The organism is Dysgonomonas sp. UBA7630, assembly GCF_002483985.1.
Taxonomy (GTDB): domain Bacteria; phylum Bacteroidota; class Bacteroidia; order Bacteroidales; family Dysgonomonadaceae; genus Dysgonomonas.
Map to the genome: position 1 here is coordinate 13,267 of NZ_DLIY01000034.1, position 14,536 is coordinate 27,802.

At 37.0% G+C, this 14,536-nt stretch carries 5 protein-coding genes and 1 pseudogene; 5 read left to right on the plus strand and 1 reads right to left on the minus strand.

The genetic code is table 11. The annotated features are described in order from the left end of the window. Positions 1-88: 88 nt before the first annotated feature. Positions 89-4,147 carry a hybrid sensor histidine kinase/response regulator transcription factor gene (locus B3P17_RS13360; protein ID WP_291105849.1) on the minus strand — a complete coding sequence of 1,353 codons (4,059 nt, stop codon included), beginning with the start codon at positions 4,145-4,147 and terminating at the stop codon, positions 89-91. A 224-nt stretch (positions 4,148-4,371) separates the two neighbouring features. Here B3P17_RS13360 and B3P17_RS13365 point away from each other — a divergent pair, with 224 nt between their 5' ends. From B3P17_RS13365 to B3P17_RS13385, 5 genes and pseudogenes are all read left to right on the plus strand, one after another. Next, entirely contained in the window at positions 4,372-5,841 is a 1,470-nt protein-coding gene (locus B3P17_RS13365) for a hypothetical protein (RefSeq protein WP_291105851.1), read from the plus strand. Between the two features lie 35 nt (positions 5,842-5,876). Beyond that, positions 5,877-8,921: a SusC/RagA family TonB-linked outer membrane protein gene (locus B3P17_RS13370; RefSeq protein WP_291105853.1), complete on the plus strand. Its 3,045-nt coding sequence runs from the start codon at positions 5,877-5,879 to the stop codon at positions 8,919-8,921. An 11-nt stretch (positions 8,922-8,932) separates the two neighbouring features. Then, positions 8,933-10,512: pseudogene (locus tag B3P17_RS13375) on the plus strand (RagB/SusD family nutrient uptake outer membrane protein). An 80-nt stretch (positions 10,513-10,592) separates the two neighbouring features. Then, positions 10,593-12,203, plus strand: coding sequence for a glycoside hydrolase (locus tag B3P17_RS13380; RefSeq protein ID WP_291105855.1), 1,611 nt, complete (start codon positions 10,593-10,595; stop codon positions 12,201-12,203). Between the two features lie 161 nt (positions 12,204-12,364). Further along, positions 12,365-14,284, plus strand: coding sequence for a family 43 glycosylhydrolase (locus tag B3P17_RS13385; RefSeq protein WP_252637017.1), 1,920 nt, complete (start codon positions 12,365-12,367; stop codon positions 14,282-14,284). Positions 14,285-14,536 lie beyond the last annotated feature (252 nt).

Here is a 14,536-nt window from a genome sequence, read left to right on the forward strand (position 1 = left end):
TTAATGACAAAAATAGACTATGTGTCAGAATATGCAGGGGCTTGTTTCATGCAAGTTTGATTAGTAAACTCGTCATTTCACCATTTAGTCATTTCTTATTCATTATTTGCTTTATATATTCTGATGGTACCATACCAAACTCTTCTTTAAAACACTGCCTGAAATACGTGATACTGTTTATTCCTACCATGTAGGATATTTCAGATATTGTATATTTGCCTGTTAAAAGTAATTGTTCCGCGTTACGTATTCTTACTTTTCTTATAAACTCATTGGCAGATATGCCGGAAAGAGCTTTAATTTTTCGGTAAAGTGTAGAATGGCTCATATTCATTTTGTCTGCAATAAAAGTCACATCCACTTTATCTGAATCCAAGTTGTCTTCGATAATCGTGGTTACTTTTTCGATAAATTCGTTATCTATTTTACTTAAAGATTCTGTTATAATGATGTTTTTATTTATCGTATTATTGTTTATCAGTTCGGCAATTTTCTTTCTGGCTTCCAGTAAATTTACAATACGGCTTTGCAATAGTGTGGCACTGAAAGGTTTGGTGATATAAGATTCGACACCGATGTTATAACCTTCGGTACGGTCTTGTATTGAATCTTTAGCTGTAAGAAGTACAATAGGAATATGGCTGGTTCTTACATCTTCTTTTAAAATCTTGCTTAATTCAAAACCATCCATTTCAGGCATCATGATATCACTTATGATAATGTCAGGAATGTGTTTATAAGCTGCTTTTAGTCCTTGTTTTCCATTATTAGCCGTGTATACTTTGTATTGTTCCGATAAGGAGCTGTAAATGTAGTCCCTGATATCTTCATTATCTTCTATAATGAGTATGATTTGTTTGGAGTCCGAATTTTCAGTGTCTTTGGCTTCAATACCGTTTTCAATAATATCATTGTTAGTATCATTGATATGTAACGCGTCGGGATAAGTATTGTCAGACAGTATTCTGAAACGAAATTTAGAGCCTTCTCCGGGTTTGCTCTCTACTGATATGCTCCCTTGATGTATTGATACCAGATTTTGTACAAGAGCTAATCCGATACCCGTTCCTGATAGTTGTTGATCTCTTTCAGCCTGATAGTATCTGTCAAATATTTTGGATATCGATTCTGTAGGAATACCCTTTCCTGTATCGCTTACTTCTATTTCCATATAATTTATATTGTTTTCAGTTACATCTCTTAGGGTGAGTGTTATATTTCCTTTTTGTGTGTATTTGAATGCATTGGATAATAGATTCTCTAGGATTGTAATTACTGCATCGGGGTCAAAATATAGATTAATATTTTGAGTATCTATTATAGTATTACCAGAAATGCGCTTGTTGGTGTTGAGCTCTCTGTATCTTAATCCTATTTCTTGAACTAATTGGGATATATCACTTTTGTATACACAAAGTTTCTTGTTCTGTGTCTCAGTTTTTCTGAATTCCAATATCTGATTGATGAGGTTCAATAGGCGTGTTGCGCTTCTGTATATGACCGATATTTTAGACGCATGTTTTTCATGTAGATTTGTGTCTGCTTGTAAATCTTCTAATGGGCCAAGTATCAGCGTTAAGGGAGTGCGTAGCTCGTGAGTTATATTCGTAAAGAACCGAAGTCTCTCATTATTCAATTCTTGTTCCTGTATATGGTTCTTCTTTTCTAAAGTGAGAGTATTTTCCAAATCCAGCTTTCGTTTATAAAAGCGAAGTATAAGAAAAACAATGCCTAAGACAGTCAGTATATACAGTGTCTTTGCCCACCAAGTAAGCCATATCGGCGGATTTACGATAATTTTTAATGATGTTATAGAGTCTGACCATTCCTGATTTTTTACTCTCGATTTTATCTGCAACTCGTATGTTCCGGGAGGAACATTGCGGAAAGTAATTGCATTTTCATCCTGTGTGTTATACCATAAATCTTCTAACCCCTTTAACATGTATGCATAGTCTACTAAATGATTGAGTGAATAATCAAGGACATTGAATGACACATTAAAGGTGTTTTGGTTGTATTTTAATTCGATAATGGATGTTATGGGTTTATAGATCTCATTTTCAAATGTATTTGTCTGGTTTCCATAAATTCTGAATCCGGTGATAATAGTCTCAGGTAGTTCTATTGTTGTTGGGATTGATTCAGGGTTGAAGTAGCATAATCCATTTTGAGACCCGAAATAGATTGTACCTTTAGAATCTTTTGTGACAGACCCACTCATAAAGTCACCCAAAGGGATTCCATTATAATGATTGTAATTATAAACTTTATTTAGAGATGGAATAAATCTGTTTATGCCTCTATTGGTGCTAAACCATATATTTCCCTGCTTGTCTTCTGTTATAGCTCTGATGTGGCTGTTTGTAATTCCATTCTGTGTATTGAGGACAATATATTCATCAGTTTTTCCGGGGGAGGTAAAGCATACTAAGCCTTCTCCGGTGGCAATCCACATTTGCCCTCTGTTATCTTTGTATATATTGTCTACGGTGTTGGAAGGGAATCCTTTGTCTGTTTTGAATGTCTTTATGATTTTGAGATTCTTGTCAAAGACGGCAAGCCCCTCACCGAAAAAACCAATCCATATCTGGTCTTTGTCATCTCTTGATATAGCACGAACAAGATTATCCGATAAATCGGAATTGTCGGTAGAATAGAGTTGGCCTTGTTTTGTTATAATATTATATTTGTATAAACCGTTGTTGCACCCGATCCACATATTTTTCTCCTTATCCTCAAAGAAACACCTTATATCTCTGCTCCTGTCATCTATCAGGCATTTTTGTATGCCATTTCTTTTTTGATCATAAATGTTTACTCCACCGTTGAATGTTCCAAACCATAGATTATCTTCAGAATCTTTAATTGCAGCCAATATGGCGTCATCAGTAATTTTATTTGTTTTTTTATCAAATATCTGTACCCTTTCTCCATTTGCAAAAAGATTGATGCCTCCACCATCCGTACCTACCCAGATGCGATCAAATTTGTCTACACATATGCCCCATGCTGTAGGGTTATTCAATGTGTTTTTTAATCCCGGTATAGGAGAATAGATCCATGTATTAAAGTCTGTGGGATGATGACTGATAAAGTTAATTCCACCTCCATATGTGCCAATCCACATATTGTTGAAAGAATCTTGGTATATACTGCGTATTGTAGGATTAGAAAGGCCCCTGTAACCATCATCGTATGAGATATTCTCAAAGGGAATACTTTGAGGGGTAAGAAACATATTCTGTTTCAAATCCAGAACACTTATTCCTCCTTTTTCTGTCCCAACCCATAATTTACCATCGCTTACCTGATTTATTGTATATATATAATTGGATATGAGCGATTGTTTATTTTGAGGATTATGTCTGAATGTCGTAAATGATTCTTTATCACTGTTGAAGAGAGCTAAACCATTGTTTGTTCCTATCCATATATTGTCATTCTTATCTACATATATTGTTTTTACTTCATCTCCTGGCAAGCTTTCTTTATTGTTGGCATCATGCCTGAAATTCTTTATTTTCTTATCTTTTAGAGACAAGATACTCAAACCGGATGATACATGCCCTATATATACAAATCCTTTATTGTCCTCCATTACAGACCATACATTGTTACTAACCATATTCGGAATGGTAGTACGATTGTAATGGGTAAATGTTTCGGTTTTCTTATCAAAATAATCCACCCCTCTATGGTATGTAGAAAGCCATAAATTGCCATCTTTAGATGAGGTAATGTCAGTTATGTCGTTCGTTATAATGCCTGTTTTACTTTCCGTTGAGTGTTTGTAGTGTTTGAATGTTTCAGTTTTGCAATCAAACATATTTAATCCTTCTCGCTGGGTTGCGATCCATATTTTATCTTCAAATTTGTCAGCATATACTTTATTCAGTTCATTTCCGCTAATATTGTTTGATTCTGATGTCCCATTTTTTTTATAAACCTTGAACTTATTACCATCAAATCTGTTTAACCCTGATTCGGTGGCAAACCATAAAAAACCTCTTTTATCTTGAGTGATGCTTATAACATAATTACTAGAAAGACCTTGTTCCAAGCCTAGCTGTTTTATGTTATACTGTTGAGCCTGAATTGGCATAAAAGCTATTAGGGCAAAGAGAAAGAAAAGCTTTATTTTCATGGGATCTGTATTAGTATATCAAAAGTAATTATATTTTGAGAATATAGACCCTCAAACTAGCTATTGACTGATTTGAATCCTATTAATGATTGTTTTATATCCCTGCCTGTTGTTAAGCAATACATATATTTGTTCTGGTTATTTAACTCGAAGCATATCTCTCGTAAAGTATATCTTAATATGTGTTTCTGAGTTATATATATGATAAACTAAAATCTAATTTCATGAAAACAAGAAAGTATTTAAGCTTTTTGATGGTTCTTTTATTTTTCTTCACCGCATGTAGTGATGATTATAAGTATTCGGATGTAGACGGATTGCCTCCTACTATTGTTCTCAGTACATCTAATATCAAGACTGAACCCGGGCGCGAATTTGTAATTAAAGCTAAGGTAGAAGATAAAGATGGTCTTCGGTCAATCAATCTGAAAAACACAAGTTTCAATTTGGATAAAACAATAGATCTTACCTTAGATAGTATTGTTTATTCTTTCGATTTGGACTATAAATACAAAACGATAAAAGGTCTTGAAGGAGATAGCTTTTCGGTGGAAGTAACAGTTACAGACTTAGGAGGTCGTACAGTAAATGAAACTGTATTGGTAACAATGGATGGTGATTTTACCAATCCTGTATTCACTGTCTCTCCTGATGAAGCCATTACTGTTCTTCTTAAAAACCAGACCAGACTGAATGTTAAGTTTACTGTAGAAGACGATAAAGCATTAGGTCTTGTTGTAATTAATATCCCTGAACTCAATTATTCAAAAGAAATAACAGAATTTACAAACTCAAGTAAGACTCTGGTATTTAATGATCCTGTAACATTGCCTTCTACTGTTGCAACATATAATTTGATATTGCGTGCGATAGACAAATCCGGCTTAGAAACATCCAAGACTAGTGTGATAACTGTTTCTGAAATGCCTGATTTCCCTAAAATGTATCTGGCGGATGTCGCAACGGTAAACGAGCTGAACAGTGATGTGTTTGGCGTGCCTATGCGTATAGAACGTACCGGAGCTTATCAATATAAAGCTAATTACTATTGTCGGAAGGCAGGTACAGAGATATTCTTCCTCCCTCAAAAAAGTGACTTCACTCCAATCTGTTTCGGTATTGATCCCGTAGATAATACAAAATTGACAGATGACCCAGATGTTGCAAAACCAATTGTGTTGAATCAAGCCAATGTATATTACGAAATTACATTTAATGTGAAAACTGGGGTTTATGATATTAAGACTTATTCTATCGCTGAGGCAATTGACCCTATTCCTCATAAATTTGGTTCTGTGAGTCTGGATACTTGGGGAGATGGAGGTAGCTGGCTTCAGGAGTTCTATTTCGGTTATATGACTTCTAATCCAAAAGAAGTAACACGGTTTGTACAAGATGCGACCAATCCTCACCTTTTTTATTTAGATAAAGCTCTAACATTAGAAGCGGGTGAAAATATGAATTTCGTCATTCATAATTGGCATTCTGATGGTTGGTGGAATTATTGTACTTGGCGTGTAGATGATTCTCAGGAGCCGGAAATATTTGGTTACTACGGTAATTATAAAAATCCCGCTTGGACCAAGCCTAATACAACTCTTGATAATTGGGCAAAACCGCTTGTTAAGCAGACTGGTAGCTACAAATTATACTTTGATGCTCACTTAGGTAGAGGAAAACTAGTTCGTGAGTAGAATAAATTTGAGTAATAATATAACATATATCTAACATGAAAAAATATCTAATATTCCTATTGTTAACCTTGCCTCTCTATCTTTTTGCTCAGAATAAGGTGGCTGTAACAGGAAAGGTTACATCAGCAATTGATAATGAACCGCTTATCGGAGTTACAGTTGTAGAGAAAGGTTCGTCGAATGGTGTTCTGACCGATTTAGATGGTAATTATAGTTTGCCGAATGTTTCGCAAGGCGGTACTGTCGTTTTCTCAATGATAGGTTTTGTTTCGCAAGAGATAAAAGTCGGTCAGGGGGGAGTAAGGAATATATCTATGGCAGATGATGCAAAGATACTGGATGATGTTGTAGTCATTGGCTATGGTGTAGTAAAGAAAAGTGACCTTACAAGTTCCATTACTACAGTAAAAGGCGATGATCTGAAAAGTATAACATCAGGAAATGCGCTATACTCGCTCCAAGGTAAGGCTAATGGAGTACAGATTACGGGAGAAGGTGGTCCGGGTAGTTCACCTCAGGTTATTATACGTGGGGTTACTACTATAAATGGTTCTAGTCCGCTTTATGTTGTAGATGGCGTACCGATTGGGACTAACATTAATTTTCTCAATCAGGATGATATAGAAAGTATAGAAGTGTTGAAAGATGCATCAGCGTCAGCAATCTACGGTACAAGAGGTTCAAATGGTGTCATTATGGTGACTACTAAAAAGGGTAGTGCAGGTAAAACCAGATTTCAGGCAAATGCATCTTTTGGCTTTCAGACATTGAATAAGCCTAAAATGGCAAATGCTACAACTTACGAAAAAGTATTTAAAGAAAGATATACCAATGATGGTAGCGTCCCTGTGTGGAATACGCCTGAAGGTTCGGGAAATACAGATTGGTGGGATCAGACAATAAACGATTTTGCATATACACAAAACTATAATATCAGTTTTCAGGGAGGTGTAGACAAATTTACATATAGTGGTAGCCTTGGTTATTTTCGTCAGAACTCACAATATGATGTCGGTTACTGGGAGCGTATAACAGGACGTTTCAATACTGAATATAAATTTTCAGAAAAAGTAAAAGCCGGGATTGATTTTGCCCCTCGTTACGAAAGTTGGGATGATACTCCTAATTTGTTTGGAGCAGCAATGAAAATGGATCCCACTACACCTGTATATAGAGCTAAAGAAGATTGGACTTCCAATTCGTTAAATAACTATGCGCGTTCCTATAACAATCAGGAATGGAATCCGGTAGCTACTCTTGCCCGTCAGAACAAGCATAGCAATGAGTACGGTTTAATGGTGAATCCATATGTGAGTGTAGAGCCAATAAAAGGATTGACTTTTCGTACTCAGTTCAGTGTAAATGCGCGTTTCAGAATGACAGATGAATTTACGCCAAAATTCTTTATCGACAATCTGGAACAGAATGCAGAGTCTAAAGCTGAACGTAAATCATATAACTGGGTAGACTGGAACTGGACAAATACCCTTAACTATATGAAAACTATTGAAGAGAAGCATAACTTCAATTTCATGGCTGGTTATACAATGGAACGATTCGCTGAATATAATCTGGTAGGTTCTCGTGAAGGTATTCCGAGCAACATCTCCGATCTGCAATATGTGAATGCCGGAACAATAAATCCGAAAGCAGAAGGAACTAATATTTACAGTTCATTGCTATCTTATCTTGGACGTGTAATGTATAATTATGATAACCGCTATTATGTGACAGGATCTGTTCGTGTAGATGGTTCATCTAAATTCCCGTCAGGAAGTAAATATGCTACATTTCCGGCGGTGTCAGTTGCTTGGAGAATTTCAGAAGAAGCATTTATGAAGAACCAGAGCGTTGTTTCTAATCTTAAGTTGAGAGCCGGATGGGGGCGTGTCGGAAATCAAAGTATTGATCCCAATGCTTACCTGAATCTGATAGGAGCAGGAGATTATGTTTTCGGAGCTAACGGAGATCGTTATGTAGGAACTGCAATCAGTTCAGTTGGAAATAATAAATTGAAATGGGAAACAGTTGAGGATTATAATCTGGGGATTGATGCCAGCTTTTTAGATAGCCGTCTTGAAATCACTGCAGATCTCTTTTCTAAGAAGTCAAAAGATATGCTTATGAAAAGACAAAATCTTCTAATCTTGGGTTATCCGATGTGGAATGGTGAGATGTGGACAAACATAGGTAGTATGGAAGCTAAAGGTTGGGAGTTATCCATTAACTGGAGAGATAAGATAAGTGATTTTACCTATGAAGCGGGAATCAATCTTTCAGGAGTGAAGAATAAGGCTAAGACACTGGTAGATAATACACCTGTGCTTAGAGGGGGCTTTTTTAATGACTATATTATCCGAAATGAAGAGGGTGGCGAAATCAGCCGTTTCTATGGCTATATTGCTGATGGAATATTCCAGAATCAGACAGAAATAAATAGTCATACAAGTAATAATGGAACACTTCTTCAGCCCAATGCACAACCGGGAGACATTCGTTTCAAAGATTTAAATAATGACGGAGTATTGGACGAAAGCGATAAAACCTATATTGGTAAAGCTTTTCCGGATGTTATGATCGGATTAAATATCCGTTTGGGTTATAAAGATTTCGATTTAGTGTCTAACTTCTATGGAACAATCGGGAATGATATATACAATAGCGCAATGGGAGGTCTGTATGCAGGAACCGATGGGCAAAACGTTTTTGCAGATGCATACGACAAAGCTTGGAGAGGTGAAGGCACAAGCAATTTTTATCCACGTCTTTCTGTTAATGATAAGAACTTAAATTATCGCCGTGTTTCTTCTTTCTTTGTTGAGGATGGTTCATATTTCCGTTGCAAACTATTACAGTTGGGATATACATTGCCAAGGAAGATGACAAAAGGTATCGGAGTTCGTATTTCTGCTTCGGCTCAGAATCTATTCACAATTACTAGCTACTCGGGTATGGATCCGGAAAGAGCGTCAATGGGAGCAAACGTGAATGGTACTTACAGTGTGTTGGAAGCCGGAATCGATAATCTCGGTTACCCTAATCCTCGTACATTCCTTCTAGGTGTTAACATTAACTTTTAATCAGAAATAAAATGAAAAATATATTCAAAATATTCATATTTGGAGCATTTGCGCTATTGTCGAGTAGTTGCTCCTCCTTCTTGGATGAACCTGTTTTAGGTCAGGAAAATCTCGATACATATTTTCAAAGTGAAGAGGAGTGTTTAAAGCAGCTGGCAGGATGTTACCAAGGTATATTCTGGGATGGCTGGTGGCAGATAGCAGCACCAAATGTAGGCTTTGATATGGCTACAGATGACTTATGGATGGGCAATACAACTCAGTCCCAGAGTGACTGGCTAAGGATGGCTCATTATGGAAACCCGAAGCAAGATGGGCCTTTAAGCAATTATTGGCAATATCGCTATAAGTCAATATTGAGATGTAATATTGTTATTGAAAAAGTAGCTACAGCCCCTATTTCAAATGAGGATTTACGGAAGAGAATTATAGCAGAGGCTAAGTTTTTACGTGCATTTAATTATTTTGAGTTGGTTAAGAATTACGGAGGGGTTCCTGTTATTACCGGAATGAAGTTACCAAGTGAAATTCAGGGTATACAGAGAGAAACAGTCGAGGGTACATACGCTGTAATAGAACAAGACCTGAAAGATGCAATTACCGATTTACCTCTTAAAAGCGAGTATTCTTCCGCTGATTTGGGACGTGCGACACAAGGTGCAGCAATGGGATATTTAGGAAAAGCTTATCTGTATCAGGGAAAATACAAAGAGGCATTTAAAATACTGGGAGACTTGATTAATACTCAGGAGTACGACTTGTGTACCAATTTTAAAGATGTATGGTCTATTGCGAATAACAATAGTATAGAATCTTTATTCGAAGTACAATATAGTTCTGATATAAGCTATAGTCTTGGAGGTCGATTGCCTGTATTTACCGGCTCTCGTGACGATTCGGGATGGTCGTGGGGATTACCTACCAGCAATCTGGAGAAGGCTTTTATTGATGCAGGTGACACAGAACGTCTTCGCTGGACAATCGTGAAAAATGGAGACGACGTTCCCGGAGACGATACCGATGAGGGTAAGGATTATGTTATATCTCCGGATAAACACAAATCAGCTCGTATCAACAGAAAATTTTATGTACCACATGATTTGCGTCCCACCCCTTATGATTCGGATCATAATAATTTGAATCATCGCTTACTTCGTTATGCGGATGTACTGCTTATGTATGCAGAGGCTGCGAATGAAGAAGGAAATGACAGCGAGGCTCGTAAAGCTTTGAAGAGAGTGAGAGACAGGGTAAGTCTGCCGGAAGTAACGGCATCCGGGAAAACACTGCGTGATGCGATCAGGTTGGAGAGAAGGCTNNTGAGTTAGCACTTGAATTTCAACGTTTATATGATATTCGCAGATGGACAGATGACAACGGAAAGAAAGCGATATGCAATATTATGGGTGAAAATGGGACATTTGTCAGGTATAATATGATTGAATCGACAGATGAATATGAAATAACAAACCAGAAAGAGAATAGTAATAAAGGTATAACATTTCAGGAAAATAGAGACTTGTTATTCCCTATACCTAACACTGAAGTTCTTCTTTCGGGTGGAAGCATTGCTCAAAATCCTAATTTTTAATTGGGATAAGAGGTATTTAGGCTCGGATAGTGTACTCAGAGGTGGGTACACTATCTATATATTAATTAAACATAATACTTATGAAGAAAATACGATGTATATTATCCGCATGGCTGCTTTTGGTTGCTTTTTCCTGTAATGATGGACCTGATCCGACAATAGCCCCTGATAAAGGTTCCGGCAATGAAACTCCGGAAGGTTCAGAGAACGTGGTTATCAATCTCAGTCAGACATATCAGACAATAGAAAGTTTTTCGGCATCCGATTGCTGGGCACCTAACTATATTGGTACCTATTGGGCTGACGAAGAGAAAGAAGCGATTGCTAAGCTTTTATTTTCAGCCAAGGTTGCTGATGGACAACCCGAAGGTATAGGTTTATCGGGATGGCGTTTTAATCTAGGTGGTGGTACAGCTCAGCAAGGCGCTGCCAGCGGAATAGAAGATCCAGCCAGACGTGCCGAATCATTTATGAGCCCTGTTGATGGGACATTAGACTGGACAAAGCAAGCCGGGCAACAATACTTCCTGGAAAAGGCTAAGCAATATGGATGTGAACAGTTCGTCATGTTTAGTAACACTCCTCCTGTATATCTAACCCGTAATGGTAAGGGATATTCGGATATGGGAGCTTATTCAAATCTGAAGGATGATAGTTACGATGACTTTGCTGAATATATAGCAACTGTTTTAGACTACTTCAAATCGAATAAAGCAATAAACTTTACCTATATCAGCCCGGTTAACGAACCTCAGTACAATTGGGAAAGCGGACAGGAAGGTTCGGGTTGGCAGAATAGTGAAATAAAAAGGCTTACCGTAGAAATAGATAAGGCGATAGAGGCAAAAGGATTAAATACTAAGATATTGTTAGGTGAATCCGGTGCATGGAATTATCTATATGAAACGGATGGCGATGCCGGAAGGAAAAATGTTATCTATAACTTGTTTGATAATGCTTCGTCTAACTATGTGGGAGATCTGACTCATGTGGCTCCAGTTATTGCCGGTCATAGCTATTGGACAGACGGAAGCTGGCAAACAATGGTAGATGTAAGGTCACAAGTGGCATCGAAGGCATCAGCAGCAGGATTGAAGGTTTATCAAACCGAATGGAGTATGCTTGGCGATGGCTATGGGAATGAATTTGTTGGCTTCAACAATGCCTCGTATATGGACATTGCTTTATATATGTCGAAAGTAATACATTGCGATTTGGTGTATGCCAATGTTTCATCATGGTCTTACTGGACAAGTCTTGATCTGGAGCGTTGGAGTCATAAAAACAGATTCTTGCTGATAAAAGTAACTCCTGCAGGAGGTGATTACGGAGATATTACACAAAGTGGTACACACGAAGCGACTAAGACTTTGTGGGTTTTAGGTAATTATAGTTTGTTTGTTCGTCCTGACTATAAACGAGTGGAACTTAAAATGGAAAACACATCCAAAAACCTCTTTGGTAGCGCATATCTATCACCCGATGGTAAAAAACTTGTTGCTGTTTACACCAACTTATCTTCAACCCGCTATGATGTGAGGGCTGATATTGGTAGTGCGGAGGTGAATTCAATAAAAACATATACAACAAGTCAGACTCAAGATTTGGCAGAGGCGGTTATTCAGAATTTAGGGAACTCTATATTTGTTAATCCGGCTTCTGTATTGACGGTTGTATATGATTTAAAATAAGAAATATAGTGTGCTTTTATAGAATAAATAAAATCCCGGAAATTTATCTATTTATAGAATTATAAACATGAAATAAGAAACAAAAGTGACATGAATAAACTCTGTGAAAACTGTCACTTTTGTTACTTTTTTCTGATAGATGTGCTGATAACTAATTTATTATGAAAATTGTGAGATTTATATTATTTGTTACTTTTTTGTCTGTTATACCTCATGTGATTTTTTCTCAGGAATATCGGACGGGTATTGAAGAAAAAGACTACGTGGCTTATCTGTTTACCTATTTTACCGGGAATCAGGTAGAGGAAGAAGCTATTCATTATGCAATCAGTTCAGACGGTTATAACTATTTTTCTTTGAATAACAATAAGCCTGTTGTTGATTCCAAGATTATAAGTTCGACCGGAGGTGTCCGTGATCCTCATTTGTTGAGATCAGAAGATGGTAAATGCTTCTATATGGTAGTTACCGATATGACTTCGTCTGAGGGATGGGATTCAAATAGGGCGATGATCTTGATGAAATCTGATGATTTAATAAATTGGACATCAAGTATAATTAATATTCAGAAAAAATACTCTGGTCAGGATGATCTGAAAAGAGTATGGGCTCCACAAACAATTTATGATTCGGAGGTCGGTAAATATATGGTATACTGGTCTATGAAACATGGGGAAGGAGAGGATGTTATATATTATGCATATGCAAATAATGATTTCTCTGACTTGGTAGGTGAGCCAAAGCAATTGTTTTTTCCATCCAATGGTAAATCGTGTATAGATGCGGATATTGTTTTGAAAGGTGGCGTCTTCTATATGTTTTATAAAACAGAAGGACATGGAAATGGTATCAAGCTGGCAACAACGACTTCTCTTACGTCTGGACGATGGACAGAACATGAAGGGTATAAACAGCAAACATCTGATGCTGTTGAGGGATCTAGTGTGTTCAGAATGATAAATACCGATACGTATATTTTGATGTACGATGTATATATGAAAGGGAAATATCAGTTTTGTGAGAGTGCCGATTTGGAGAGTTTTAAAGTTATAGATCATGAAATATCAATGGATTTTCATCCTCGTCATGGTTCTGTTATTCCTATTACAAAAAAAGAATTGGAGTCACTTATTGATAAATGGGGAAACCCCGAGAGCTATCCTCTGATACCAAATAATCCAGTATTAGCAGGTTATTATGCCGATCCCGATGTTCTTTATTCCAATAAGACTCAGAAATATTATATTTATCCTACCAGCGATGGATTTGACGGATGGGGTGGCTATTACTTTAAAACTTTTTCTTCTGATAACCTGAAAGATTGGAATGATGAGGGTGTTATTCTAAACTTGAAAAACAATGTTTCGTGGGCAAATGGAAATGCATGGGCTCCTTGTATTATTGAAAAGAAAGTTGGGAATGACTATAAGTATTATTATTACTTTAGTGGAGGTAAAGATGGAGGTTCTAAGAAAATTGGAGTTGCAGTAGCCGATGATCCTTCAGGGCCGTTTTTAGATTCGGGAAATCCGCTTATTGATTTCAAGCCTAAAGGTGTAGATGGAGGGCAAGAGATTGATCCTGATGTGTTTTGTGACCCAAAGACCGGAAAGAACTATATCTATTGGGGTAATGGCTATATGGCTGGAGCAGAGCTAAATGCTGATATGATCTCTCTAAAAAAGAAAACTATTAAGGTAATGACTCCTGATAATACTTTTAGAGAGGCTGTTTATGTATTCTATCGCAAGGGTTTGTATTATTTTTTGTGGTCAGAGGATGATACCGGTAGTGCCAACTATAAAGTACGCTATGCTACAGCGAAATCACCGTTAGGTCAATTGACAATTCCTTCGGATAATATAGTGATAACGAAAGATGATTCCAAAGCAATTTTTGGAACAGGGCATAACTCTGTTTTACAGATTCCGGGCAAAGATGAGTGGTATATTGTTTATCACCGTATATCTCGTCCTGATGGCATTAAGAAAGTTTACCCGGGAACTTCACGTGAAGTGTGTATGGATCGACTTGAATTTGAAAAAGATGGAAGTATAAGGAGAGTGATACCTTCGTTATAGATTATAATCCAGATTAATATAGATAAGAAAATCCAGTGAATTTTCACTGGATTTTTTCTTTATTATCATTTGTCTGATTAGATCCAAAATAGGTATGTCTCCATATCCTTCTCGGGGGAAAAATACTCCGCGAAAACCTTTAATGTTTGGAAATACACTCTAAGGAAAATAGCATTCAGGTATTTCGTCATACAAGGCTAATGAGGTCGATCCCATATGATGATGCTTTGACAATGAGTTCTTTCTTTAGAT

What these genes read in the sequence shown, in the direction of transcription:
- B3P17_RS13360 (WP_291105849.1), bottom strand. Translation starts at nt 4,147, where the DNA reads ATGAAAATAAAGCTTTTCTTTCTCTTTGCCCTAATAGCTTTTATGCCA.
- B3P17_RS13365 (WP_291105851.1), top strand. Translation starts at nt 4,372, where the DNA reads ATGAAAACAAGAAAGTATTTAAGCTTTTTGATGGTTCTTTTATTTTTC.
- B3P17_RS13370 (WP_291105853.1), top strand. Translation starts at nt 5,877, where the DNA reads ATGAAAAAATATCTAATATTCCTATTGTTAACCTTGCCTCTCTATCTT.
- B3P17_RS13380 (WP_291105855.1), top strand. Translation starts at nt 10,593, where the DNA reads ATGAAGAAAATACGATGTATATTATCCGCATGGCTGCTTTTGGTTGCT.
- B3P17_RS13385 (WP_252637017.1), top strand. Translation starts at nt 12,365, where the DNA reads ATGAAAATTGTGAGATTTATATTATTTGTTACTTTTTTGTCTGTTATA.